This is a genomic window from Bacillus sp. FJAT-42376, assembly GCF_003816055.1.
Classification (GTDB): Bacteria; Bacillota; Bacilli; order Bacillales; family Bacillaceae; genus Metabacillus_B.
In genome coordinates, this window is the sequence record NZ_CP033906.1 from 1,573,669 (window position 1) to 1,599,406 (window position 25,738).

The 25,738-nt window shown below is 49.5% G+C and carries 19 protein-coding genes; 15 read left to right on the forward strand and 4 right to left on the reverse strand.

Features of this window, described 5'->3' with window-relative positions; translation table 11 throughout:
- Positions 1–34 precede the first annotated feature (34 nt).
- Complete coding sequence (locus tag CEF21_RS08005; protein WP_123914874.1) at positions 35–1,036, forward strand: hypothetical protein; 1,002 nt, start codon at positions 35–37, stop codon at positions 1,034–1,036.
- A gap of 68 nt (positions 1,037–1,104) precedes the next feature.
- Here the strand turns inward: CEF21_RS08005 and CEF21_RS08010 are convergent, their stop codons facing one another.
- Complete coding sequence (locus CEF21_RS08010; RefSeq protein WP_123914877.1) at positions 1,105–1,470, reverse strand: hypothetical protein; 366 nt, start codon at positions 1,468–1,470, stop codon at positions 1,105–1,107.
- 240 nt (positions 1,471–1,710) lie between these two features.
- On the opposite strand from CEF21_RS08010, the gene CEF21_RS08015 reads away from it, so the two are divergent.
- From CEF21_RS08015 to aceA, 8 genes are all read left to right on the forward strand, one after another.
- Positions 1,711–2,433: an AzlC family ABC transporter permease gene (locus CEF21_RS08015; protein WP_123914881.1), complete on the forward strand. Its 723-nt coding sequence runs from the start codon at positions 1,711–1,713 to the stop codon at positions 2,431–2,433.
- Positions 2,426–2,734 carry an AzlD domain-containing protein gene (locus CEF21_RS08020; RefSeq protein WP_123914884.1) on the forward strand — a complete coding sequence of 103 codons (309 nt, stop codon included), beginning with the start codon at positions 2,426–2,428 and terminating at the stop codon, positions 2,732–2,734. The genes CEF21_RS08015 and CEF21_RS08020 overlap by 8 nt, the downstream gene beginning before the upstream one ends.
- A 71-nt stretch (positions 2,735–2,805) precedes the next feature.
- The gene (locus tag CEF21_RS08025) at positions 2,806–4,074 is read left to right on the forward strand and encodes a M48 family metallopeptidase (protein WP_123914887.1); all 1,269 of its coding nucleotides are present in this window, start codon (positions 2,806–2,808) and stop codon (positions 4,072–4,074) included.
- Between the two features lie 93 nt (positions 4,075–4,167).
- Positions 4,168–5,178 (forward strand): DUF2332 domain-containing protein, encoded by a 1,011-nt coding sequence (locus CEF21_RS08030; RefSeq protein WP_123914889.1) that lies wholly within the window; start codon positions 4,168–4,170, stop codon positions 5,176–5,178.
- A gap of 19 nt (positions 5,179–5,197) precedes the next feature.
- A complete protein-coding gene (locus CEF21_RS08035; protein ID WP_123914892.1) occupies positions 5,198–6,364 on the forward strand; it encodes a GNAT family N-acetyltransferase in 1,167 nt (388 codons plus the stop codon).
- A gap of 121 nt (positions 6,365–6,485) precedes the next feature.
- On the forward strand, positions 6,486–7,022 hold the full coding sequence (locus CEF21_RS08040) for a GNAT family N-acetyltransferase (protein ID WP_206427818.1): 537 nt from the start codon (positions 6,486–6,488) through the stop codon (positions 7,020–7,022).
- Between the two features lie 196 nt (positions 7,023–7,218).
- Positions 7,219–8,808, forward strand: a complete 1,590-nt coding sequence (gene aceB, locus CEF21_RS08045; protein ID WP_123914898.1) for a malate synthase A — start codon at positions 7,219–7,221, stop codon at positions 8,806–8,808.
- Between the two features lie 24 nt (positions 8,809–8,832).
- Positions 8,833–10,128: an isocitrate lyase gene (gene aceA, locus CEF21_RS08050; RefSeq protein WP_123914901.1), complete on the forward strand. Its 1,296-nt coding sequence runs from the start codon at positions 8,833–8,835 to the stop codon at positions 10,126–10,128.
- Between the two features lie 357 nt (positions 10,129–10,485).
- Here the strand turns inward: aceA and CEF21_RS08060 are convergent, their stop codons facing one another.
- Entirely contained in the window at positions 10,486–10,722 is a 237-nt protein-coding gene (locus CEF21_RS08060) for an IDEAL domain-containing protein (RefSeq protein WP_123914904.1), read from the reverse strand.
- A 256-nt stretch (positions 10,723–10,978) separates the two neighbouring features.
- Between CEF21_RS08060 and CEF21_RS08065 the strand changes: the two genes are divergently transcribed.
- Positions 10,979–11,506 carry a competence protein ComK gene (locus tag CEF21_RS08065; protein ID WP_123914907.1) on the forward strand — a complete coding sequence of 176 codons (528 nt, stop codon included), beginning with the start codon at positions 10,979–10,981 and terminating at the stop codon, positions 11,504–11,506.
- On the opposite strand, the gene CEF21_RS08070 is transcribed toward CEF21_RS08065, so the two are convergent.
- On the reverse strand, positions 11,503–11,856 hold the full coding sequence (locus tag CEF21_RS08070; protein ID WP_123914910.1) for a YhjD family protein: 354 nt from the start codon (positions 11,854–11,856) through the stop codon (positions 11,503–11,505). The two genes, CEF21_RS08065 and CEF21_RS08070, sit on opposite strands and share 4 nt — an antisense overlap.
- Before the next feature lie 231 nt (positions 11,857–12,087).
- Between CEF21_RS08070 and CEF21_RS08075 the strand changes: the two genes are divergently transcribed.
- A complete protein-coding gene (locus tag CEF21_RS08075) occupies positions 12,088–12,705 on the forward strand; it encodes a TVP38/TMEM64 family protein (RefSeq protein WP_123914913.1) in 618 nt (205 codons plus the stop codon).
- A gap of 10 nt (positions 12,706–12,715) precedes the next feature.
- Here CEF21_RS08075 and CEF21_RS08080 read toward each other — a convergent pair whose 3' ends face one another.
- Positions 12,716–13,849, reverse strand: coding sequence for an MFS transporter (locus CEF21_RS08080; protein WP_164462124.1), 1,134 nt, complete (start codon positions 13,847–13,849; stop codon positions 12,716–12,718).
- 124 nt (positions 13,850–13,973) lie between these two features.
- On the opposite strand from CEF21_RS08080, the gene addB reads away from it, so the two are divergent.
- Genes addB through CEF21_RS08100 form a run of 4 tightly spaced genes read left to right on the forward strand, consistent with a single transcriptional unit; the run spans position 13,974 to position 25,734 of the window.
- Entirely contained in the window at positions 13,974–17,480 is a 3,507-nt protein-coding gene (gene addB, locus CEF21_RS08085) for a helicase-exonuclease AddAB subunit AddB (protein WP_123914918.1), read from the forward strand.
- Positions 17,461–21,171 carry a helicase-exonuclease AddAB subunit AddA gene (gene addA, locus CEF21_RS08090; protein WP_123914921.1) on the forward strand — a complete coding sequence of 1,237 codons (3,711 nt, stop codon included), beginning with the start codon at positions 17,461–17,463 and terminating at the stop codon, positions 21,169–21,171. The genes addB and addA overlap by 20 nt, the downstream gene beginning before the upstream one ends.
- A 19-nt stretch (positions 21,172–21,190) precedes the next feature.
- Positions 21,191–22,372, forward strand: a complete 1,182-nt coding sequence (locus tag CEF21_RS08095) for an exonuclease SbcCD subunit D (protein ID WP_123914924.1) — start codon at positions 21,191–21,193, stop codon at positions 22,370–22,372.
- Positions 22,369–25,734, forward strand: a complete 3,366-nt coding sequence (locus tag CEF21_RS08100) for an AAA family ATPase (RefSeq protein ID WP_123914927.1) — start codon at positions 22,369–22,371, stop codon at positions 25,732–25,734. The genes CEF21_RS08095 and CEF21_RS08100 overlap by 4 nt, the downstream gene beginning before the upstream one ends.
- Positions 25,735–25,738: the final 4 nt, after the last annotated feature.

Sequence of the window (25,738 nt, forward strand, 5' to 3'; positions counted from 1 at the left end):
TGACAAAAACCAATTTGGAAGGGATGACATTCATTTGAAAAAAACGATATGTGCTGTTCTCTGTCTATCCGTTATCGGCTCTTTGTTTGCAGGAACGGATGCGAAAGCAGCAAGTACAAACGATGCGCTATTTGGCCGGATTGCGGAAAAAGTAGTTTACGTACATAGGGCAGCGGAGGAAAAAGAAAGAGTGACTCAAAAGCTTTACTATAACGACGAGATGCTCATTTTGGCAAACTTCAAAAACAAAGCCGGAGAGAACTGGCTCCGTGTTCGATCCGACGACCACACCGGCTGGATCCAGGAGGATCAAATCCGTCCATACGGTGCAGAAGGGCTTCACCTGAATGCGGTAAAGGATACGGGAGCAAGAAGAGGGGCAGACAGCAGCGAAAAGCAAACCGGTACCGTTCAAAAAGGAAAAGGTGCAGATGTGTACATGTCCTTCATCAATAAAAAAGGAGAGCGCTGGGTGAAAGCCAACAACATCGTTCTTTATCGGGAAACGATTGGATCTTCTGCTTTTGACGGCTGGATCAAGCTTGAAGACTTAACGATCATGACATCTTCTGAAGAAAAACTCGGGTTAAGCAGCCGCACTGCAGCGAAAACGACGGTCATTTATAAAGACAGCGGCCTCAAAACAAAGACGGGATATGTGCTGCCTTACAAAGCTCCGCTGAATATTAAAGGAGTTTATAAAAGCGGGAACGATGCAAGCGGAGTGTTCAAAGTTTCTTTCAACATCAAAAGCCGTACTTATGAAGGATGGATTCCGAGGGATTATGCCGATACGTATGCTTATCAGGGACTGTACGGAAAAACCTTCCGCACCATTATTCTGGATACGGCTGTACATAGAAGTGCGACCCATGATTCACGGGTCGTGGCCCACTATAAACCTGGCACAAATTTAGTCGTAACGGATACCTTTTATGATCCGTTTGATGAAGATGGCTTTGGCAAATGGAGGAATGTACTGCTTCCGAACGGGCAAAAAGGCTGGGTGAATGATACAGCATTTTTTGGAGTGTAAGAACAAACCTGATCTGAAGGCGCGGCTGCCTTCAGATTTTTTTGCACGTAAACTGTTCGCGGATCCTTTTACTTGTTCCATACTCCGTCCACAAACTTTACTAAATCCGGATCGGAATGGTAGTTGTAATCATTAATTCGGTTTGTGGTGAAGGAGAGAGTCTTTTCTTCTCCTTCATAAAGGTCGAATGCGTAGGCATAACCGGCCCCTTTTTCCTGGTTTTTGTCAGGAACGAAAGAAATGGTTTTTATCCCATTCAGGAATTCTCGGGCCTGGCTGCTGTTCAATGTTTTCGTCCTGCCGTCGCCTCTCGTAATGACGATTTCGGTCACATCCTTCATGCTTTTTCCGTAAATTTCAGTGAACGTTTCCGTCTTCAGCCCGCAAGCTGCCAAAACAGTGATTAATAATGCTCCAACCCACCACTTTTTCATGAAATCCTCCTTAAAAATCTAACTTGTTCAAAAAATTAAACAATTGTATACTGGATAAAGCTTATGGCAGGAACGGGCTGTAATCATGGATTTGACTAAAACCCCTCTTTTTTCTTTAGTCGAAGAAAAAGCAGTTGAGGTTGCAGTTTGTGGTTTTATGATTTGGAAGATGAGCGCTGCTTGAATCGATCAGATTAAGCGGCAGCTTTTCTAAGCTCATATATGAAAGGAGGGGACTCCATGCAGCCAGCAGCTGCGTTTGAAAGAAAATCTTCGTTCACGGAAGGAATGCAGGCGGGCATTTCGATCGCGGTCGGATATATGCCTGTTGCCCTGACGTTCGGACTCATTGCGAAATCAACGGGCTTAAGCTTTGCGGAAGCGGTGATGATGAGTCTGTTTGTTTTTGCCGGAGCCGCACAGTACATATCGCTGAATCTGATTGCTGCGGGAACGGGAGCGTTTGAAATTGTGTTTACCGTGTTTATCATGAACATCCGCCATTTTCTGATGGCTGCTTCTCTGAATGAGAAGGCGGAGGAGGCTCCTTCATGGAAAAAAGCGCTATACGCATTCGGGATAACCGATGAGACGTTTTCGGTCGCCTCGCTGAAACAGGGCAGGCTCACCACGGGCTTTATGTTCGGATTGATTTTCATTTCTTATTCGAGCTGGGTTGTGTTTACGGGAATCGGACACTGGGCGGGGAACTTGCTGCCTGAATTGCTTCAGGAAAGCATGTCGATTGCTTTGTATGCTTTGTTTATCGGTCTCCTTGTCCCGTCTCTTAAGGGGCAGCGCAAGGTCATGGCTCTGGCGGCAAGCGCAGCTGTTATCAATTCAATCCTTGTCCTTTCAGGCTATTTATCGGCAGGCTGGTCCATTGTGACGGCCACTCTTATTTCCGCTGTGGGAATTGAACTGGTATGGAGAGGGGAAAAGGAGGAACCGGCAAATGAATGAATCAATCATCCTTTTGATCCTGGCGATGGGCGCTGTAACCTATATTCCAAGGCTGGTTCCATTCCTTTTATTCAGAGGAGCTGCGCTTCCTGATTTTCTCCAGAATGTATTGAAGAATGTTCCTTATGCCATATTAGGCGCCCTGATTGTTCCGGCTGTTTTTATGACGGATGGAGGATTGGTTTTTGGAGCGGTCGGTGCACTTGCTGCTTTTGCGGCCGGCTATCTTGGATGGAATGTCATCCTGGTTGTGCTGTCTTCGATTCTTGCCTGTTTGGGATACGGGTACTTTTTCGGCTGAGGAGTTCTATTTAAGCCCTGTTTGTCTTACACTAGTACAAACAGGGCTTGGTTTATGAGGAGGACGGCAGCATGCGCAGATGGCTGACTGCATCGGTACTTGGTTATTTTCTGTACGGCCTTTTTATTTATTGGTACTTATTTATGATGTCAGATGGAACACTGCCGCAGCATTTGGAAGGCACACCCGCTGATCCGAAAACATTTATGAGCGGAAGAGAGCTTCTCCTTTCCGAAGAATACTCGAAAATAAAAGATTTTCTTTTCTTCGTCACGGCACCTTTTGAATGGTTTTTGTTTCTTGTGATGCTGATTACTGGCCTCGCCCGCAAGTTCCAGCAATGGGCAGAGGGAACGACGCGTTTTTCTGTTCTGCGGACCGCCATTTTCTGGTTTTGGGTCTCGCTTGTTGTAAGCATCGTATCCCTTCCGGTTGAGTACATGGGCTATCACTTGTCAAAAACGTACCATATTTCGACCCAAACGTTTTCAAGCTGGATGAAGGATCAGCTCCTTGATTTTTGGACGAATTACGTGCTCATGATCCTTGTTGTGAGCGTGCTCCTTTACCTGATCCGCAGGTTTAAAAAACGCTGGTGGCTCGCGGCATGGGGGCTGTCGGTTCCTTTTACTTTGTTCTTAATGTTCCTGCAGCCGGTCGTTTTAGATCCGCTGTACAATGATTTTTATCCGCTGAAAAACAAAGAACTCGAAACCAAAATTTTAACGATTGCAGAGCGGGCGGATATACCGGCTGAGCATGTATATGAAGTCAACATGTCGGCAAAAACGAATTCCATGAATGCTTATGTAACGGGAATCGGATCGAATTCAAGAATCGTTTTATGGGACACTACGCTGCAAAAGCTGAATGAGAAAGAAATCCTTTTCATTATGGCGCACGAGATGGGCCATTACGTCATGAAACACATTTATATTGGGATTGGGGGCTATTTGCTGCTGTCGTTTGCGGGACTGTACCTTGTTCAGCAGCTGATGGAGTGGCTGATCCGCCAAAGAGGGAAAAGGCTTCACATTGAGTCGGCAAGGGAGCTCGCCGCGATGCCGCTTTTTTTCCTTCTGATCGGGGTCCTTTCCTTTGCATCCAGTCCGCTGACAAACGCGGTATCCCGCATGCAGGAGAAATCGGCCGATATGTATGCAATTGAAATGACCGGTGATAAACAATCCGCGGTTCAAAGCTTCCAGGAACTGTCCAAAAGCAGTTTAAGCCGGGTGAATCCGCCTGAGCTTGTAAAGCTTTTCCGGTATACGCATCCGACAATGGCAGAACGGATCACCTATTTGGATCAATGGACGGTTCCGGAGAAGAAGGAGTAGCAGGAGAAGAGTGCGTATACCGCACTCTTTTTTCATGGCCGATAAAAGGAGAAGCAGGCATGTATGCAGAAAGTAAGGGGATGGGGGTGTTTCATGAACGAGGTAAGGGCGGCCTTTCTTCGTTTTGCAGAAAACGAATGCAAAGGGTCAAGCAGCCTGTATGAGTATCTTTCAAAACAGATCGCAGATGATGAGGAATTGCTGCAGCTTGCCAAGCACGGCAGAGAAGGGCAGCCGATTCCGAATTTGTTTCTGGGAGCGGTGCATTATTTGCTGCTGAAACGATCCGGGCACATGCTTATGGAAATATATGAAAATCCCCCGGAACACGAGGACTGGTTTCCGGTATTTAAAGATTTTTGTTTAGCCCATCAAAACGAAATCACGGTTCTTCTTAAAACGAAGCTCGTCCAGACAAATGAGGTCAGACGGTGCGCGTATCTTTATCCTGTCTTTCAGCACATCCACGAGCAGACGGGCAAGCCGCTTGCGCTGGTGGAAATCGGCACGAGCGCCGGACTTCAGCTTCTTGCCGATCAGTACGCCTATTCCTATGGAACGGACGGGGTTTTCGGGAATCCGGAATCTTCCCTGCTCATTCATTCGGAATGGAAGGGGGAAAACAAACCTCCGCTGCAAAAATCCATCCCGCCTGTCGCTGTCAGAATTGGAATGGATTTAAACATTGTCGATGTAAAGGACCCTGAAGAGTACTTATGGATGAAGGCCCTTATTTGGCCGGAGCATAAAGAACGGATGGAGATGTTTGATCAGGCAGCAGCGCTGATGGGAACCCGGCCTGTTCAGTTTTTCGAAGGGGATGGAACGGCTATGCTTCTGTCTGCCGCAGGAAGGGTGCCGGATGAGTATACCCTTTGCATCTTTCATACGCATGTCGCGAACCAGATGCCGGAAGAGGCGATCGGCCGTCTTCTGAAAAGCGTAAAAGAAATCGGGCAGAAACGGGATGTATTCCATATTTATAACAACATTGAAGACCGGGACCTCCACCTGGATTACACAGGTAACGGCGTGGAGGATCACCATAAGGTTGCCGAAACGGATGGACATGGCCGCTGGTTTAAGTGGCTGATGGGAACATAACACAGAGGGGGCATACATATTGAATGTGATTCAGCTTGGGAAAGAGTGGTTTAAAGAGGCCATTAAACTTTCCGAATATGCGTTTATTTATCAAGTTCCGGAATCGGAACTCGAAGAACGATTGAGCGAAATGGAAAAGCACCACCAGCTGTTTGGGATTTTGGATAAAGGTGAACTGGCCGCGAAATTCCATTACCTTCCCCATGAGGTTTATTTCAGCGGGAAAAAACTGATGATGGGCGGTCTTGCCGGCGTCGCGACCTATCCTGAATACAGGAGACAGGGGCACGTACGGGAGATGCTCGCGTACGTGCTTGAGAAAATGAAGCAGGAAAACATAACCGTTTCCATGCTTCATCCATTCAACGTGTCCTTTTATCGGAAATATGGCTGGGAGCTGTTCAGCAGCCGCAGGAAGACAACCCTTCTCGCTCAGGATTTGAAAGTTCTCCAGCATACGGGCGGAACGGTAAAACGCTACAGCAAAGAGACCCATCATGAGGATATCGAAAAAATTTATGACGCCTTCGCATCACGCTTCACCGGGATGCTTGTCAGAGACCGAGAATGGTGGATGCGCGCCATTTATGATGAGGAAACAACGGCGGTTTATTACAATGAAAACGGAGAGCCGGCAGGATATATTCTTTACCAGCTTAAGGAGAAAAAACTGCTGGTTGATGAGTTCGTTCCGCTGAATGCGGAGGCAAGACACGGCCTCTGGAATTTCATCTGCCAGCATGATTCGATGGTCCAGGAGATTGAAATGGATACCCATGAAGCGGAGCCTCTTCTCTTCGCCCTGCCGGAGCCGAGACGGAAATCCGAGCACAGACCGTATTTTATGGCGCGGATCGTCGATGCGGAAGCGTTCCTTGCAAGCTATGCATTTACGGAGGGGACTGAGGCACTGTTTCATGTGAATGATCCTCATGCACAGTGGAATAACGGATCATACTTAATCCGGAAAGACGGGACAGCGATACGAATTTCAGATGATGAAGCACTGGCTTCCGAGCTTGAGGGAGTGGAACTATCGATCAATGGGCTGACGGCCATTCTATTTGGCTATAAAACTCTTTCAGAGCTTGAGATGCTCGGGCTTGCATCGGGAAGGGAAGAAGAAATCAAAGCAATGGAAAAAGCCATCCCTCCCCATCGGCCGTTCTTTTACGATTTCTTTTAAGAAAGGCTTTGTTCAAGCATGTTGTTGATTTTTAACACTTGTTGATTGGAGCGGAATTCAACAGCCAAATTTAACTGAGCTTTTAAGAAAAGCGGCAAAGAGGTAAAGAAGGAGAGTAATGATGCTGACAGGAAAAAACATTACACTGAGGTACTTTACGCTTGAAGACGCTCCTGAAAGACTGCGTCTTCAAAAAGACAACCGCGCTTTTTTTGAACGGTTTTCTATGGATCGCGACGAAAGCTTTTACACAGAGGACGAGCAGAGAAAATTGATTGCCCAGCAAATTGAAGGGCGTGAAAATGATTCAGAATATCATTTTGGCATTTATACGAAGGACGAAGTGCTGATAGGCACTATCAACTTGTTTTTCGTTGCCCGTGGTGCGCTTCAAAGCGGGTTTATCGGATATTTTCTGGATGAACGCTACAATGGCAAAGGCTATACAACGGAAGCGGTCAAGCTGATGGTGAACTATGCATTTGAAGAATTAAAGCTTCACCGGATTGAAGCCGGGGTCATGCCGCACAATATCGGTTCAATCAGGGTGCTGATGAAGGCAGGCTTCCATAAAGAAGGCCTGGCGAGGAAAAACGTGAAAATCAACGGCAGGTGGGAGGATCATGAACTGCTGGCGATTGTGAATCCGAATGACTGAAAAAAGGAGCCCGTGTGCGACGGGTTCTTTTTTTGTTTGTTTGCTTTTTTGTAAGCCATCTAAACTTTTAACCTATCCGATCTTATGACAATTAATTTGGTAAATTTTCAAAAAAGTGTTTCTTTTTTGAATAGACTGTTATATATTAATCTTAGATTTTATAATCTGTATTATAACAATTTGAAGAGGTGATCGTGTGGCGACCCAAACAGAAGGTATTCGAATCACTGGGGAATGGAATGAAGCGTACGAGAATCTGCTCACCCCTGAAGCGCTGTCCTTTATTGCCGGGCTAGAGGAGAAATTCGGGCCGAGGCGGAGGGAACTGCTGTTAAAAAGAGAAGAGCGCCAAGAGCAGCTTAACGAGGGGAAGCTCTTTGATTTTCTGCCGGAAACGGAAAGCATCCGCAGCAGTTCCTGGACTATCGCGCCGCTCCCTGAGGATTTGCGCGACCGCCGGGTCGAAATCACAGGGCCGGTCGACCGGAAAATGATGATCAATGCGCTTAATTCCGATGCAAAAGTGTTTATGGCGGATTTTGAAGATGCGACAGCCCCCTCGTGGAGAAACCTGGTTGATGGACAGCTGAATTTAAGGGACGCCGTTCAGCGGACCATTCGGCTGGAACAGGCAGATGGAAAAGTGTATGAGCTGAATGGCCAGCCTGCTGTACTGAAGGTCCGGCCAAGGGGGTGGCATTTGGAGGAAAAGCATGTACTTCTCCATGACAGGAGAATTTCAGGCAGTCTGTTCGACTTTGGCCTGTACTTTTTCCATAACGCCAGGACGCTCCTCGAGAAGGGAAGCGGTCCCTACTTTTATCTTCCGAAGCTTGAAAGCCATCTTGAGGCGAGGCTTTGGAACGATGTGTTCATTTATGCCCAGAATGAGCTTGGCCTGCCGCAGGGAACCATTAAGGCCACGGTCCTGATTGAAACGATACCGGCCGCCTTTGAAATGGATGAAATTCTCTATGAGCTGAAAGAGCATTCGGCAGGGCTGAACTGCGGCCGATGGGATTACATCTTTAGCTATCTGAAAAAACTGCGCAGCCGGGAAGATGTAATTTTGCCGGACCGGGTCCAGGTCACGATGACGTCTCCATTCATGAGAGCGTACTCGCTGCTTGCGATCAAAACGTGCCATAAGCGAAATGCTCCCGCAATGGGAGGGATGGCTGCACAGATTCCGATTAAAAACGACAGTCAGGCCAATGAGGCGGCGATGAATAAGGTGAAGGCGGATAAACTCCGCGAAGCAAGCGACGGTCATGACGGTACATGGGTTGCCCATCCGGCACTCGTTCCGGTGGCGATGGAAGTGTTTAACGAATACATGCCGGAAAAAAACCAGATTTCCAAACAGCTCGACCATGTTCAGGTAACAGCGGCCGACTTGCTTGCAGTACCGGATGGGACGATTACGGAGCAAGGCCTCCGCATGAATATTGACGTCGGCATCCGCTACCTTGCTTCATGGCTGTCAGGAAGAGGGGCAGCACCGATTCACCATTTAATGGAGGATGCCGCTACCGCTGAAATCTCACGGGCTCAAGTATGGCAATGGATCCGTCACGATAAGGGGATTCTTGATGACGGAAGGCCGGTGACGATGGAGCTGTATGAACAGCTGAAGAGGGAGGAAACAGCCAAAATTGCGGAGGAGCTTGGGGATACGTTCTATGCGCAAATGAAGTTTCCGGAAGCTGTTCAGGTGTTTGATGAACTTGTAAAAAACGATGACTTTATCGATTTTCTGACACTGCCAAGCTACGAAAAAATGTAACGAAACCAAAGGGGATGAATGTAAATGGGGAGAAATGAACGGATTAATCAATTAAATGAACAATGGGAACTGGATGGACGCTGGAACGGAATTACCCGTACCTACACAGCGGAGGAAGTGATCAGACTACGCGGATCACTCGATATCGAGCATACGCTGGCGAGACGCGGCGCTGAAAAACTGTGGGATTTGCTTCATCAAGAGGAGTATGTGCACGCACTTGGCGCCCTGACCGGGAATCAGGCGGTGCAGCAAGTAAAAGCGGGATTAAAAGCGATCTACTTGAGCGGATGGCAGGTGGCAGCGGATGCCAACCTTTCCGGCCACATGTACCCTGATCAAAGTCTGTACCCGGCAAACAGCGTTCCAAGCGTGGTGAAACGGATTAACCAGGCACTGCAGCGCGCCGATCAGATTCAATTTTTGGAGGAAGAAGGGGACATCGACTGGTTCGCACCGATTGTAGCGGATGCGGAAGCAGGCTTTGGGGGACAGCTGAACGTGTTCGAACTGATGAAGGGTATGATTGAAGCGGGAGCCGCCGCTGTTCATTTTGAAGACCAGCTTTCCTCTGAGAAAAAATGCGGCCATTTAGGCGGAAAAGTGCTGCTGCCGACGCAAACGGCGGTGAAAAATCTGATCTCAGCACGGCTTGCGGCGGACGTGATGGGTGTGCCGACCTTGATCATCGCAAGAACCGATGCGGATGCAGCCGACTTGATTACAAGCGATGTCGATCCGGCCGACCACCCGTTCATTACGGGAGAACGCACGCCTGAAGGCTTCTTCCGGACAAAATCCGGCATTGACCAGGCCATCGCACGCGGCCTTGCGTACGCTCCTTACGCCGATCTTGTCTGGTGTGAAACGAGCGAACCGAACCTTGAGCAGGCTCAAAAATTCGCAGATGCCATCCATGAAAAGTTTCCGGGCAAGCTGCTTGCCTACAATTGCTCCCCATCCTTCAACTGGAAGAAAAAACTCGATGAAACAACGATTGCAAGCTTCCAGAAAGAACTCGGGAAGATGGGCTACAAATTCCAGTTCGTTACCCTTGCAGGCTTCCACGCCCTGAACCATGGCATGTTTGAGCTTGCGCGAAAATACAGAGACCACGGCATGGCCGCCTACTCCGAGCTCCAGCAGGCTGAATTCAGCAGCGAGCAGTACGGCTATACGGCAACCCGCCATCAGCGCGAGGTCGGAACCGGGTATTTTGATGAAGTGTCCCAGACGGTGAGCGGGGGAACTTCTTCTACTACCGCACTGAAAGGATCAACGGAGACAGAGCAGTTTACGTCGGAAACGACGACGGTATAAGAAAAGGGAGCGGGCGTATAGCCCGCTTCTTTTTATCGTACCCCGCGGTGCTTCTGGTTCCGGGCAGGTTTGTGCCGGTTGCGGGCAGGTTTGTGCCGGTTACGTGCAGGTTTGTGCCGGTTGCGGGCAGGTTTGTGCCGGTTCCGGGCAGGTTTGTGCCGGTTGCGGGCAGGTTCGTGCCGGTTACGGAGCAGGTTTGTGCCGGTTGCGGGCAGGTTCGTGTCGATTACGGGCAGGTTCGTGTCGATTACGGGCAGGTTCATGTCGATTACGGGCAAAACGGCTTCATCACCGCGATCACGCCATTCCTTTAGTCTTGCAAAAAACAAAAAAGCCAATCCAATAGGATTGGCTTCATTATTGTAGGCAATGAACCACGTCGGCGTATTGCTTGGACAAATCCATAAATAAGGGCTTATTTCTTTGGTCAAGAGCATCGTTAATCTGAGTTTCAAGAAGCGCCAGTTTTCGTTTCAGTCCTGCTTCGTCCAGAATCATTTGAATGTAGATGTCCAGCATGGTTGCGGCCTCTGCCTCACTCTTCATTGTGTGACGGGACTTCATAAGCTCTGCATACGATTTTTTGTTCTTCATAGGATCACCCCTGATGCCTTTTTTTTATTATATGGACTGAGTGGAAGAAAATCAACTAAATATTTATAATTTTTAGATAATTTATCCCGCAGGGCATATTTAAAGGAGTCCAGGCAGTAAAAAAGCAATTTAAAACCGCTATTTGTTAAAATGTTACATTTTTATGAGGTTTGTGTAAATTTGTAGATCTTCTATCTGTGTGCGTGGTAAATTTCTCTTAGTTAAATATACCTAACCATTTTGAGGTGATTCGAACATGGAAAAAATCAATCAATATGAAGCAAATCGCTATACGATGGCGATTATCAGCAGTGCATCGAATGGGAGTCTTTCTTCTTATGTGCTGGAGGTGGAAAAAGAGTATGAGGTTTCCATGAGGCCGCTTGATATTGTGGATCGGAGCTGCCGCTATTTCGGTTCGAGCTATCAGGGGAGAAAGACGGGAACGAAGGACACTATCGGAATCACGCATAAGCCGCCAATCGTGGTGGACGCTGTAAACTCCATTTATCTTTTCCCGACCGCTGCATCCTCAAGACCTCAATGCTCCTGGATTTCCCATCAGTATATTGAGCATTATTCTTCTACTGGCGAGGCGGAGACACTTGTCACGTTTTCCAACCGGAAATCGTATATTCTGCCCGTTTCAATTCATTCTTTTGAAAATCAGCTTTACCGTACAGCGCAGCTGCGTGCCGTGATCACTTCCCGTGTAGAAAATGAAAAAAGGATGTTCACCCAGCTTTTATACAGCAGAAGCCCGGGCGAAACGTTCCATACTTAAACCTTCACCAGATACTCCTGCAGCAGCTCACATACCTTATTCCGGATTCTCGGGTTAAAGTAGCTGTGCTGCTCCTCGTATCCTTTGTAGAGGAACGAATACATAGTAAAGGCTTCGTCATGCTTGATTTTGCTCACTTTGATTTTTTGGCGGTGAAGCTCCTGTTTGACCTGCTGAAGATCCTTTTGGGCGAGCTTCAGGGATTCTTCGATAAGATGAAGGTAAGGCTGCTTCAGTTTAAATGGACTTTTTTCAACGACGGAGAGATCGCGGTTCAGAATGGAGATGGTCATTGGCAGGTAGATCGCCTGGTCGATTACGTCTCTTACGTCTTCTGGTATTCTTGTCATATTCATTGGCCTCGCTTTATCCTCTGTTTTTTTAACCTCTTGCTCAAACTGCTCACAGCTAAGGACAGAGAAGTTCTATCTTTGTTTAGTATAGAACGTTTGTTCGTAATTTATTCTATTCCGATTTTAACATTTTTTCAAGAGGGATTTCTTTTCCAGCACCTGCATATTTAAGTTTTCCCCGAAAGGCGGTAAAATAGGAGGATACTCAAATCGCTTAAGGAGCTTGAAATGGACCTGCATACGCTGCTTGATTCCCTGACCCTGGAAAACATGATGAAAATTTTTGAGAAATACCGATCGTTTGGGCCTTTGCTTGGAATTGCCCTCCCGTTTTCTGAAGCGTTTTTGCCTTTTCTGCCGCTTGTTGTTTTTATTGTGGCGAATGTGAATTCGTTCGGTCTCGGATTTGGCTTTTTCCTTTCCTGGCTTGGAGCGTCAGCGGGAGCTTTTGCGGTATTCCTGCTTGTAAGGAAGTTTGGACAGGAACGGTTTTTCCGTTTTCTAAGCCGGCATAAAGGAATCAGACGGATGGTGGACTGGGTGGAAGAAAAAGGATTCGGTCCGCTCTTCCTTCTTCTCTGCTTTCCATTCACACCGTCTGCGGCCGTGAACGTAGTCGCCGGGTTATCCAGAATCAGTATTTGGAATTTCATGCTGGCTGTACTGACAGGCAAGCTTGTGATGATCTTCATCGTAAGCTATGTCGGACAGGATTTGCACACGTTAGTGACCAATCCTAAAAAGGCGATTATAGCGGGAGCGGTGCTGCTCACTGTGTGGATCGTCGGCAAAATCCTTGAAAAAAGACTGAATGCCAAGATGGCAAGCAAATTGGACAAGGACTAAGCCCGGATGATTAGGACTCCGGGTTTTTTTCATCTTTCTTCATCATCTGGCGGCGAATCAGAAAACCGAGGGCGGCGAACAGAACGCTGAATCCGGTCAGCAGCAGGCTGAAGGAGAACTGATAGGCAAGAATCGGCCCGGCTGAAGCGCCGGCCAGAAGCAAAAAGGAATAAAAGGGAATGGCGGACGCTCTTTTTTCTCCAGCCTGCTCCCCGATCAGTAAAATCAGCGCTGGAAGCAGCAGAGCCATGGCTGCGGTGAAACAGATCGAAATGACGGTGACAGCGGAAAGAAATGGAACCGCGGCGGAAATAAACAGCGCTGCGGCCGCGGTTCCGAGGCTCGCAAAGAGAACAGGCGTACTTCCGAACCGGCGGATAATCGGTCTGCTCCAGAAGGAAAGCATCACTCCTAAAAGACCGAGTGCCCGGCAATAAAAAAGGACGCTCGCACCGGCATCAGCAAACTGACGGTTGAACGAATCATAAAAAGCTGTAAAAGACATGAGAAGGAAAAAGGTCAGTACATAGCATACAAGTAAACGGCGCTCGAGCAGGACGGAGAAGTCCAGGTGCGGCCGGTCTGCGGACTTTGGGGAAGGAAGCAGCCGTACCGCTGCCAGGACAATGAGCAGAAAGATACATCCGAAGCAGAGAAATACAGCATACCAGCCCGCATAACCGGTGACTGCAGAGCTGATGATCTGGCCTGCAACCCCGGCAATCAAAAAGCCGCCGTTGATGAGAGAAATCATATGCGTTCTGGACTCTTCCGTAAACACTTCAAAGCAATAGGAATAAGCGACCGGAGCGAAGCCTGCTAAAAAAAATCCCTGTATGCCTCTCAGAATCTGAAACCAGCCGGCAGAAGAGGAAGCGGAAAGGAAAAAAGCGAGGACCGCACAAAGAAGCATGGCGGCGGCCATCGTCCGTTTTCGTCCAAAAAAACATGAAATGGGGCCGAAACTGAGAAGCCCGACCGCATAAGTAACGGTAAAAAGCGAAGCGCTCCAAACAATGTCTTCCGGCTTCCCGCCGACTCCATCGGCAACTTCCGAATAAATCGGAATGAGCAGGTACAGATTGCTTGCGACAGCAACGGCTGTAAGCAGAAAAAAGATTCCGGCGGACCTGGTCGCGCTCAAAGGCATACCCCCCAATCTCTGTTACACTATATGCAGCGCATCTGTCCGTTTTTCAGGAAGATGTAAACGAACGTGTATTCGTATATAATGAATTCAGGAACCATTCAAAAAGGAGGCAATTTTAATGACGATCCGGTTTATGGCAGGACGATCTGGAAGCGGGAAAACAACGATGGTTTTAAATGAAATAAGAGACCGGCTCCGGGAACAGCCGGACGGACCGCCGATTATTTTTCTCGTACCGGATCAGATGACGTTTGAAATGGAATACGAACTTGCCTGCACACCTGATTTGAACGGAATGATCCGGGCGCAGGTGTTCAGCTTTTCAAGGCTCAGCCTTCGGATCCTCCAGGAAACATCGGGCGCGGCTAAGCAGCCGATCACGTCAACAGGCATCCAGATGAGCTTGAGGAAAATCATTGAGGATGAAAAGCAGCATTTTAAAGTGTACGGCAAAGCAAGCGACAAGACCGGGTTCATACAGCATGTTGAATCCATGATCACCGAATTTAAACGCTATAACGTAAATCCGGAGGCCCTGCTTGAAAACATCCGGTCTATTCAGCAGCAGATGGATGAAAAGGAGCGGGTGCTGTCCGGGAAGCTGGAAGATTTGCATACCATTTATGAAAGACTGGAGGAAGCGCTTGACGGCCGGTATGTGGATGCTGAGGATACGCTTCGCATGCTTTCCGAACGGATTCCTGATTCCGCGTATCTTGAAAACGCGGAAGTATACATAGACGGCTTCCACCATTTCACCCCGATGGAAATGGAGGCGGTCAAAAGCCTTCTTGCCAAGGCGGACCGCGTCACGGTAACCATTACAGCGGATAAGCTGTTTGACCGGCATCTGCCGCATGAACTCCATCTGTTCCGCATGACCGGCATGACCTATGCCGATTTTAAAAAAATGGCGGAGGAGCTGCATATTGAAACGGAAGAACCTGTTCTGCTGAATGAATACCCGAGATTTGCAGGTTCCCCATCCCTTCACCATCTCGAGCAGAACTTTGATGCGAGGCCGTCGAAGCCGTTCAGAGGAGCGGCTGATCTTTCCATCAGCCAGGCGGCAAGCCACAGGGCGGAGATTGAGGGGATTGCCCGCCGGATTCATGAGCTGGTGAGGAAAAGAGGGGTCCGTTTCAGGGAAATCGCGATTTTGCTTCGGAATCCTTCGAGCTATCATGATTTGATCGAACAGGTCTTTACCGATTATGAGGTGCCATTTTTCATCGATCAGAAGCGGTCCATGCTCCATCATCCGCTTGTTGAACTGATCCGTTCCGCTTTGGAGTCGGTAACGGGAAGCTTTCGCTATGAAGCGGTCTTCCGGGCGGTGAAAACGGACTTTTTGTTTCCGGCAGATGCAGATAAGCCGCTATGGAGAGAAGAGATGGATATTCTCGAAAACTATGTGCTTGCGTACGGAATAAACGGTTCCAGATGGACGTCCGGAAAAAGATGGATTTACAGGAGGTTTCGTTCATTAGAAGGCGAAACGGCCGTTACGGATGAGGAACTGAACCGTGAGGAGCTCATCAACCGGCTTAAGGAGCTTGTTGCCGGACCTTTGAAAGAGCTTGCGGATGCGCTGAAAAAGGCTAAAACAGGAATTCAAAAAGCATCGGCTCTTTATTTGTTTCTTGAGAATCTGGACATACCGGCCAAGCTTGACCGGATGATGAATGAAGCGGAAATCGCAGGGCGGCTCGTTGAAGCGCGCGAGCACGCCCAAGTATGGGATGCTGTTATCGTGCTGCTGGATGAGTTTGCGGAAATGATGGGTGACCGGCCGGTTTCATCCGCGCAGTTTACGGACATGATCGATACCGGTCTGGAAAGCCTGAAATTTTCTCTCGTCCCTCCTGCGCTCGATCAGGTGCTGATCGGTGATATGGAGCGTTCCCGTTTCTACGCATTGAAGCATACATTCATCGCCGGGGTGAATGACGGAGTGCTTCCTGCAAGGCCGGCAGAGGACGGCATTCTTTCAGATGAAGACCGGGAGCTCCTTGAACGGAACGGTTTTGCGGTGGCTCCATCATCCAGACAGCAGCTGCTGGATGAGAATTTTATGATTTATATGGCGATGACGAGCGGCTCCGAGCATCTGCATGTATCTTATCCATCTGCGGATCCGGAAGGGAAGTCCCTTTTGCCTTCTATACTGATCGGCCGTCTGGAGGAGCTCTTTCCCGATGCAGTGAAGGAGTGGTTTGTCAATGAACCGGAATCGCTGCCTGAACCGGAGCAGCTTTCATTTATGCCGAATCCGTCGGTGGCCCTTACGTATTTAAGCTCCCAGCTTCAGACGTGGAAAAAGCAATACCCCGTCCATGAGAGCTGGTGGGATGCCTATAACTATCTTATCGGGCATGATCAGTCCGGCCATGCCGCAATGGTGACCGGAAGTCTGTTTTATCAAAATCAGGCAAAGCCCCTGAAGCCCGCAGTCACAAAAGAGCTGTACGGCGAGCATATTCTTGGGAGCGTATCGAGAATGGAGCAATTCAGAAGCTGCCCATTTTCCCATTTTGCAAGCCATGGATTGAAACTGAAGGAACGGGAGCAGTTCCGTCTTGAAGCACCGGATGTCGGGCAGCTGTTCCACTCGGCGCTTAAAATGATATCCGACCGGCTGGTGGAGACGAATGTTTCGTGGAGGGATGTTACAAAGGATCAATGCAGATCCCTGTCCAATGAAGCCGTGAACCACCTCGCTCCGATGCTGCAAAAAGAGGTGCTGATGAGTTCGAACCGGCATCAGTATTTAAAGAGAAAGCTCGAAAAAATTATCGCGAGAGCGGCTCTTGTCATCTCGGAGCAGGCAAAAGCCTCGCTGTTTGCACCGATCGGCCTTGAACTTGGCTTCGGCAAAGGCGGTCCTTTGCCGCCGATGCGGTTCAAGCTCGAAAATGGTTTTACAATGGAGCTTGCGGGACGCATTGACCGTGTGGATTCAGCAGAGAGCTCCAAAGGCCTTCTGCTTCGGATCGTTGATTATAAATCGAGTGACCGGGCTCTGAATTTAAGCGAAGTGTATTACGGAATCGCCCTTCAGATGCTGACCTACCTGGATGTGATCATTTCGTATTCCAAAACGTGGCTTGGGGTGGAAGCGAATCCCGCTGGTGTCCTTTATTTCCATGTTCACGATCCTATGATTCAGACAGGCTCCGCGCTCTCGCTTGAGGACCTCGAGGAAGAGGTGTTCAAAAAGTTCAAAATGAAAGGCTTGCTTCTTGGGGAAGAGGAGGCCATTCAGCTCATGGATCAGACGCTTGAAAGCGGGTCTTCCAATATTGTATCGGCAGGCTTCAAAAAAAGCGGAGGCTTCAGCTCAAGTTCGTCGATTGCGAGCAATGAAGAATTTGATATGCTGCGCCGCCATGTGAGAAATGAGTTTAAGCAGATTGGAACGGAAATCACAAACGGAGTGACAGACATCCGTCCATACAGGATGAAGGACCGGGTGCCGTGCACCTTCTGTCCGTATAAAGGGGTCTGCCAGTTTGACCAGTCGCTGAAAGATAATGATTACCGGGTATTAAAAGACGAGAAAAATGAGCAAGTACTCAAGCGCTTAAAAGAGGAGGCCATCAAAAATGAACCATCAGCTACCTAAACCGGCGGACAGTCAATGGACCGATGACCAGTGGTCGGCGATCGCCTCCTCCGGACAGGACATCCTTGTGGCTGCGGCAGCCGGATCCGGTAAGACAGCAGTCCTCGTGGAACGGATGATCCGGAAGATTACGAGCCGGGACAACCCGGCGGATGTGGACAGGCTTCTGGTCGTAACCTTTACGAATGCCTCCGCAGCCGAAATGAAGAACAGGATAGGAGAGGCGCTTGAAGAAGCGCTGAAGAATAATCCGGCTTCCCTGCATTTAAGAAGGCAGATTACGCTGCTGAACCGCGCATCCATTTCAACCCTGCATTCCTTCTGCCTGAATATCATCAGGAAATATTACTACATGATTGATCTTGATCCGGGCTTCCGGATTGCGGACCAAACCGAAGGCGCCCTGATGATGGATGAAGTGCTGGATGATTTGTTTGAAGAGGAATACGGAAAAGAAGGGAACGAAGCGTTTTTTGACCTGGCCGACCGCTATTCTTCGGACAGAAGTGATCTCGCTCTTCAGGACTTAATCCGCATTCTCTATGATTTTTCGAGATCCAATCCGAACCCGGATGAATGGCTTGATCAGCTGTCCGGCTTATATGATGTCAGCGAGAATTCGAGACTGGAAGAACAGCCTTACTTTCCGGTTATAAAAGAAGATATCGAGATTTCCATCGGACTTGCACAGGAACGTCTGGAGCAGGCGATGAGGCTGATCCGCATGCCTGGAGGACCGGCCCCCAGAGCGGATGATGTTTCCGATTACCTCAATCAGGTAACAGCCCTCATGGATCCGGAATCCTCGTGGGATGAACTGGCTGAAAAATTCAAGGCTCTTAAACCGAAGCGTGCGAAGCCGGTTAAAGGAGAGGAATATGATCCCGCTTTGGCAGAAGAAGTAAAATCATTGCGGGACAGTGCGAAAAAGCAGCTGGAAAAAACTGAAGAGGATTGGTTTAAACGGGATATCCGGCGTTCTATGAAGGACCTTGGGGAATTGAAGGGGGTCATTGAAACCCTCGTCGGGTTTGTGAAAAAGTTCGGAGACAGGTTTCAGCAGAAAAAGAAGGAAAAGGGCCTCGTGGACTTTTCGGATCTTGAGCATTTATGTCTTTCTATCTTATCGGAGAAGGATGAGGAAACTGGACGGCTTATTCCGGCTGAACCTGCCATCGCCTGCCGCCAGCAGTTTACAGAAGTCATGGTCGATGAATACCAGGATACGAACCTTGTTCAGGAAGCGATCCTTCAGCTTGTAAAGAAAGAATCGGAAGAAGCCGGCAATCTGTTTATGGTAGGCGATGTCAAACAGTCCATTTACCGCTTCCGCCTTGCGGAGCCGATGCTGTTTTTGAATAAATACAAACGGTTTACAGCGGATGCGGACGGTACAGGACAGCGAATCGATTTAAATAAAAATTTCAGGAGCCGCTCGGAAGTGCTCGACGGGACGAATTTTCTTTTTAAACAGCTGATGGGCGAAAAAGTCGGGGAAATCGATTATGACGATCAGGCGGAGCTGAAGCTCGGCGCATCCTATCCTGAAAGTGCCGGAATGGAAACCGAGCTGCTGCTTGCGGACCGGACGGGACTGGAGGAAGAAGAAGAGGCGGATGCAAATCCGATGAATGAGCCCGAAGCCGAAACCGTCCAGCTTGAATCGAGGCTGATCGGGAAGAAGATCCGCGAGCTTATTGACAGCCGCTCCCAGGTTTATGACCGGAAAAAAAGCGGGACGCGCAATATGATGTACCGGGATATTGTCATCCTGCTCCGATCCATGCCATGGGCTCCCCAGATGATGGAGGAGCTGAAAAAGCAGGGAATCCCTGTATACGCAAACCTTTCAGGGGGGTACTTTGAAGCAACGGAAGTCGCCATTATGATGTCGCTTCTGAAATGCATTGACAACCCGTCCCAGGATATTCCCCTTGCAGCCGTCTTAAGATCTCCGATTGTCGGGCTGAATGAAACGGAAATGGCCGCCATCCGCACGTATGACAAAAAGGGAAGCTATTATGAGGCGTGCAAAGAAGTGCTTAAGCATCCTGTGCCTTCCGACCGCGGGCTTGCCGGCAAGCTGTCCCGGTTTTTCGCCCGCTTAGAGGAGTGGAGAAGCGAGGCAAGGAAAGGCGCCGTTTCGGACCTGATCTGGAAGATTTACAGGGAAAGCAAGTTTTTCGACTTTGCAGGCGGAATGCCCGGCGGAAAACAGAGGCAGGCGAATCTCAGGGCTCTATACGACAGAGCGCGCCAATACGAAGCGACCTCCTTCCGCGGACTTTTCCGTTTCCTCCGGTTTATTGAGAGAATGCAGGAAAGAGGGGACGATCTGGGAGCGGCACGGGCGCTCGGCGAGCAGGAGGACGTTGTGCGCATCATGACGATCCACAGCAGCAAAGGGCTGGAGTTCCCCGTCGTATTCACAGCAGGCCTTGCCAGGCAGTTTAACATGATGGATATGAACAAAAGCTTTTTGCTCGATAAGCATCTCGGATTCGGAACGAAGTACATTCATCCCGGTCTGCGCTTCAGCTATCCGACACTCCCGCTCATTGCCATGAAAAAAAAGCTGAAAATTGAACTGCTCTCGGAGGAGCTTCGGGTTCTTTATGTCGCTTTGACACGGGCGAAAGAAAAGCTTTTCCTCGTCGGAACAGTAAAAGACAGGCAAAAAGCACTGCAGAGCTGGAAAAGATCCCTGTTAAAAGAGGACTGGCTGCTTCCGGACGGAGACCGTCTGCAGGCCAAATCCTATCTGGACTGGATCGGCCCGGCGCTGACACGGCACCGGGATGCGATTGAACTCCATGAAGGAGAAGGGTCAGCAAGTGAGTTAGCGGCTCATCCGTCTAAATGGAAGGTCCGGTTTGTTCATCAGAGTGAACTGGCGGAACCTGATGCCGGTAGGGAAGAAATGGAACAGAAGATCATTGAGTCCCTTTCAGCCAGGCAGCCGGTTCCATTCAAGTCGCCATGGAGCGGTGAGGTGGAAAAGGAACTGACCTGGACGTACCCGTTTGAGGCATCTTCCCGTCAGCGTTCTAAGCAGTCGGTTTCCGAGATTAAAAGAATGCAATCCTACCGGGATGAATATTCAGAGCCTGCCGAGCCGAAAAAACAGTCCGTCCTATATGACCGGCCGAAATTTCTGCAGCAAAAGGTTCTGACGGCAGCTGAACGCGGAACGGCTATGCATGCCGTTATGCAGCATATCCCTCTTTCCGGTTCTGTGACACGCGAAACGGTGATGGCAGCGGTTGAGCAGATGAGAATGAGAGAGTTGCTGACAGAAGAGCAGGCAGCCGTTATCGATCCCGATTCCATTATGGGCTTCTACTCTTCTGAAATCGGTGAAAAAATGCTTCATGCCAAACGTGTGCTGCGCGAAGTGCCGTTCAGCTACGCACGGACTCCCGAGCAGGGAACGGGGGAGGAAAAAGTGCTCGTTCAAGGGGTGATTGACTGCCTCATCGAAGACGAAGAGGGGCTGACCATCATTGATTACAAAACCGACGCCATTAAAGGGAAATTTCCGGGAGGCTTTAAAGAAGCCGAACACACGATGAGGGACAGGTATGAAATTCAGCTGCGCATCTACAGTGAAGCGGTCGAATCCATTTTCAAGAAAAGAGTGACAAGAAGAGTGCTGTATTTCTTCGATGCGAATGAGCTATTAGAAGTGTAAGAGGAGGCAGGAACGGAAGATGAGAATATTGCATACAGCCGACTGGCATTTGGGGAAAACACTGGAAGGCCGCAGCCGCCTGCCGGAGCAGGCCGCTTTTTTGGACGAGCTTGCCGGTATAGTGGAAAGTGAGAAGATTGATGCTGTAATCATGGCCGGGGATGTATTCGATACGGTGAATCCTCCGTCAGCAGCGGAAAAGCTATTTTATGAGAGCATGTCCAGGCTGTCAGACAAAGGAAGGCGTCCGATTGTTGTCATCGCGGGAAACCATGACAATCCAGAGAGGCTCTCTGCTGCCTCCCCTCTTGCCGGAGATCACCACATTCATTTAATCGGCTATCCGTCTGACCATCTGCTAAAGGTCGACGTTCCGCTTGCTGGCCAGACGATGAACATCGCGGCCCTCGCATACCCGTCTGAATCACGTCTTGAGCAGGTTCTTTCAGAGAACTTTGATGAGCTTTTAATGAGAAATCATTATGACGCAAAAATCAAAGCCCTTTTTGAAAGCATGGCAAAAGGATTCGGCAAGGATACAGTGAACCTGGCGATGAGCCACCTTCACGTAGCCGGAGGGAGCACTTCTGATTCCGAGCGGCCGATTGAAGTCGGGGGTGCCTATACCGTGGCGGCTGACAGTCTTCCTGCTGCGGCGCAATATGTCGCGCTCGGCCATCTCCACCGTCCTCAGACGATTAAAAGGGCCTTGACCGAGGCCCGCTACTCCGGCTCTCCGCTTGCGTACAGTTTTTCTGAAGCAGGATACGCGAAGTCCGTGACCATTGTTGAAGCAGATCCGGGAGAGGCCGCCAAGGTTCAGGAAGTCTTTCTCTCCAGCGGAAAGCCGCTGGTTCAATGGAAGGCTGCCGGGGGAATTGCCCAGGTCCATGATTGGCTTGAACAGGGAAAAGATGCAAATGCCTGGGTCGATCTTGAGATTCAACTGTCAGATGCCCTATCCATGGAGGAAATTCAAAACCTCCGAAAGCGGCATTCGGGAATCGTTCATATCCGGCCGGTCTTTCATTCGGCTGATGAAGCTCTTCAGCCTGAAGCGAGATCCAGTGTTCCGATCGATGAGCTGTTTGCGCGCTTTTATGAAAAGCAGACAGGCGGTGCTAAACCGGATGACAGGCTGATCCGGCTTTTCCGGGAGCTTGTAAGCGAAGAGGATTCAGGGGAAGGTGAAGGAGCATGAAACCGATTGAATTAACGATATCCGGGCTTCACAGTTTCAGAGAAAAACAAACGGTTGATTTTGAAAGCTTATGCGACGGAGGGGTATTCGGGATATTCGGGCCGACCGGCAGCGGAAAATCATCCATACTGGATGCCATTACACTCGCTCTCTATGGAAAAGTAGAGCGGGCGGCGAACAATACACACGGCATTCTCAATCATGCTGAAGACCAGCTTTCCGTTTCCTATACATTCGAGCTCCAGAACGGAACATCTGTTAAGCGGTACAAGGTAGAAAGAACGTATAAAAGAACGGATGAGCACCGGGTGAAGGGCACAATTTCACGTCTTGTGGACATGGAGGCCGTTCCGGTTGTTCTCGCTGACAAAGCAAGCGAAGTGAATGAAAAAGTCCATGAACTTCTCGGCCTGACCATTGATGATTTTACAAGGGCGGTCGTTCTTCCGCAGGGGAAATTCGCCGAGTTTTTATCATTAAAAGGATCTGAACGCAGGCAGATGCTGCAGCGTCTTTTTCACCTCGAGCAATATGGGGATGAACTGCTAAAAAAGCTCCGGGCAAGACTCACTAAGGCAAAATTCCATCTCGGAGAAACGGAGGCAGAGCAGGCGGGGCTTGGAGATGCTTCCAAATCGGCTTTGAAAGAGGCGGAGACAGAATGGCAGGCAAGCTCTGTCCTGCTGGAAAAACGAATCGCTGAACGAAAGGCAGTCAGGGAGCAGCTGGAGAGGCAGCGGACGATTTGGACGCTTCAGGAGGAATACCGCCTGCTGCAGGAACAAGAGCGAAAGCTTGAACAGCAGGCAGAAGAAATCAGAGAAATCGAAAACAGACTGAAGCTTGCCGATCAGGCTGAGCGCCTCAAGCCGTATGCGGACCAGCTGGATGCTGCGGAAAAAAGATATGCCGCGCTTTTGGCCGACGAAAAGAAATGGTCAAGGGAGCGCGAAACGCAAAAAGAACGGACCGGTTTGACGAAACAGGCACATGAAAAAGCAAGACAGGAAAAAGAAACAAATGAACCCATTCTTGCTGTAAAAAAAGAAAAGCTCACACAGCTGCTGGATGTGGAAAAAGAACGAAACGCGCGGAAACAGGAGACCGAGGAGCTCACTCAGGAGCTTTCGCGCCTTGAAGAAGCTCACGTGCTGGCAGAGAAAGAATTCAGCCATGCGGGACAGCAGCTTCAGAAAGCAAAAGCGAAGCAGCAGCAGCTTAAAGCGGAACTGGAGACCCACACCGTTTCCTCCGCATACCGGCGAAGCCTTCAAGCCGCTTCTGATTTGCTGAAGGAATGGAGCTATACCGGACGCCAGAGGCTCGAAAGCGAACAGCAAGAGTCCAGCCTTTCTCTTCAGCTGAGCAGCGCCGAACGGGAGAGAAAAGACCGGAGCGGCAAGCAGAAGCTGGAAAAAGAAAAGCTTGCTGTCCTGTATCATGCGCTCATCCGGACATTTGAGCGGACGAGTGTTCTTAAAACACAGCTGGAACGGAACATTTTCATGAATGAGAAACAGACAGCAGATGCAAAAGCTGCACTCGAACAAGAGCGGGTCCATTCGATTGCCCTTCAGCTCTCTGCATCTCTTAAGGAAGGCGAGGCCTGTCCGGTTTGCGGTTCTCTGAGCCACCCCGCACCTGCCAAAGGGGAACCGGAACAGGAAAACCTTCGTAAGCTTGAGCTGCTCGAGGAGGAGCTTCTCGGGAATCGGCAGCTGCTTCAGGAGACGGAGCTTCTCAAAGTGAAAATGGAGGAGTTTTCTGCCTATTTGATCGGCGAATTCAGCTTCCTTTCTGAACCTGCCATTCAATCCGAAAGCGCCGCTGCCCTTGAGCAGGGGGAGGTCAATGAATCAACGGAATTAAAAGCGCTCAAACAGGATTTGCTTCATTTAAGAGAACAGGCATCTTCCAGTGCGAAGCGGATTAACCAGATGGAAAATGAAGAGCAGCAGTCCAGGCAGCTGCTTGAGCGAATTGACCATGACTGGAAGGAAGCGCAAAAAAGGCTCCGTCAGTATAAAGAAAAAGAAGAAGCATTCAAGCAGCAGTGGAGCGAAGCTTACCCCGATTTTAAGGAGGATGAGCTGCCCGGCCTGATCAAAGCAATGGAGGAAAAAGACACTCAATTTGAAGCTCTTCAAACGAGAGTCAATAAAAGCGTGGACTATATAGAGGAGCAGGAGCGTGTCCGCCAGACGGCGCAAAACCGCCTGTCAGATATAGATAAGCGGCACGCCCAGACTTCTGAAAAACGGCAGGCTTCCCTGGAAAGACTGGATGAAAAAGAACAGATTCTTGAAAAGGAAAGCCAAAACGGCCCGATTCCAGCCCAGCTTGAACAGGTGCAGCAGCAGCTTTCGCAATTAGCGGCAGCTGAAAAACGCCTGAGATTGGAGCACGAACAGGCAGACCTCAAGCTCCAGCAGGCGGAAAAAGAAGCGGCAGCGGCGGCAAAAGGACTGGCCGATGCTATGACGTCTGCTGAAGAAGCACGCGCAGCCTGGGTTACGCACTTGAGCCGGACAGGCTTCCAAACCATTGCAGAGGTGCAAGCGAGTATTCTCGGAGAAAAAGAGAAAGAAGGCTTTACGCTGCGGGCAGAAACGTTCCGGGATAATTGGAGGCAATGCAAGGCAGACTTAAAACGAATGGATGACCAGCTTGGCGGCCGTTCACTCGATGCGGAACAGTGGCAGCAAACGAACGAACTGGCAGCGGAATCAGAAAGGCTCGTCAGCGAGGCTGAAGGAGAGAAAGGAGCCGCAGCTAAAGCGCTTGAACTTCTGAAAGAAAAACATGAACGATTCGAGCAGCTTGAAAAGCAGCGTCTTGAGGTTTCGAGTCAAATGGCCGATCTTGAAAAGCTTCAGGCCGTTTTTAAAGGGAATAGCTTTGTGGAATACATCGCTGAAGAACAGCTGCATCATGTCACAAGAGATGCTTCTGAACGATTAGGCCTTCTGACCAGACAGCGCTATGCCATTGAAGTGGATTCGCAGGGCGGCTTCATTATGAGGGATGATGCGAACGGCGGGGTTCGGAGACCGGTATCCAGCTTATCAGGAGGGGAAACATTCCTCACCTCCCTCGCACTGGCGCTATCCCTGTCAACCCAGATTCAGCTGAGAGGCGAGTATCCGCTCCAATTTTTCTTCCTCGATGAAGGATTTGGAACGCTTGATGGGGATCTCCTTGATACGGTCGTGACCGCGCTCGAAAAGCTGCAGTCGAACAACCTGTCTGTCGGTGTCATCAGCCATGTGCCGGAGCTCAGGGCAAGGCTTCAGAAAAAGCTTGTTGTAACGCCTGCTGACCCGACTGGAAGAGGAACGTCAGTCGCAATTGAAAATCTATAAAAGG

What these genes read in the sequence shown, in the direction of transcription:
- CEF21_RS08030 (WP_123914889.1), top strand. Translation starts at nt 4,168, where the DNA reads ATGAACGAGGTAAGGGCGGCCTTTCTTCGTTTTGCAGAAAACGAATGC.
- CEF21_RS08040 (WP_206427818.1), top strand. Translation starts at nt 6,486, where the DNA reads ATGCTGACAGGAAAAAACATTACACTGAGGTACTTTACGCTTGAAGAC.
- addB (WP_123914918.1), top strand. Translation starts at nt 13,974, where the DNA reads ATGACGATCCGGTTTATGGCAGGACGATCTGGAAGCGGGAAAACAACG.
- CEF21_RS08095 (WP_123914924.1), top strand. Translation starts at nt 21,191, where the DNA reads ATGAGAATATTGCATACAGCCGACTGGCATTTGGGGAAAACACTGGAA.
- CEF21_RS08025 (WP_123914887.1), top strand. Translation starts at nt 2,806, where the DNA reads ATGCGCAGATGGCTGACTGCATCGGTACTTGGTTATTTTCTGTACGGC.
- CEF21_RS08060 (WP_123914904.1), bottom strand. Translation starts at nt 10,722, where the DNA reads ATGAAGAACAAAAAATCGTATGCAGAGCTTATGAAGTCCCGTCACACA.
- CEF21_RS08100 (WP_123914927.1), top strand. Translation starts at nt 22,369, where the DNA reads ATGAAACCGATTGAATTAACGATATCCGGGCTTCACAGTTTCAGAGAA.
- CEF21_RS08065 (WP_123914907.1), top strand. Translation starts at nt 10,979, where the DNA reads ATGGAAAAAATCAATCAATATGAAGCAAATCGCTATACGATGGCGATT.
- CEF21_RS08015 (WP_123914881.1), top strand. Translation starts at nt 1,711, where the DNA reads ATGCAGCCAGCAGCTGCGTTTGAAAGAAAATCTTCGTTCACGGAAGGA.
- CEF21_RS08020 (WP_123914884.1), top strand. Translation starts at nt 2,426, where the DNA reads ATGAATGAATCAATCATCCTTTTGATCCTGGCGATGGGCGCTGTAACC.
- CEF21_RS08075 (WP_123914913.1), top strand. Translation starts at nt 12,088, where the DNA reads ATGGACCTGCATACGCTGCTTGATTCCCTGACCCTGGAAAACATGATG.
- CEF21_RS08010 (WP_123914877.1), bottom strand. Translation starts at nt 1,470, where the DNA reads ATGAAAAAGTGGTGGGTTGGAGCATTATTAATCACTGTTTTGGCAGCT.
- CEF21_RS08070 (WP_123914910.1), bottom strand. Translation starts at nt 11,856, where the DNA reads ATGACAAGAATACCAGAAGACGTAAGAGACGTAATCGACCAGGCGATC.
- addA (WP_123914921.1), top strand. Translation starts at nt 17,461, where the DNA reads ATGAACCATCAGCTACCTAAACCGGCGGACAGTCAATGGACCGATGAC.
- aceA (WP_123914901.1), top strand. Translation starts at nt 8,833, where the DNA reads ATGGGGAGAAATGAACGGATTAATCAATTAAATGAACAATGGGAACTG.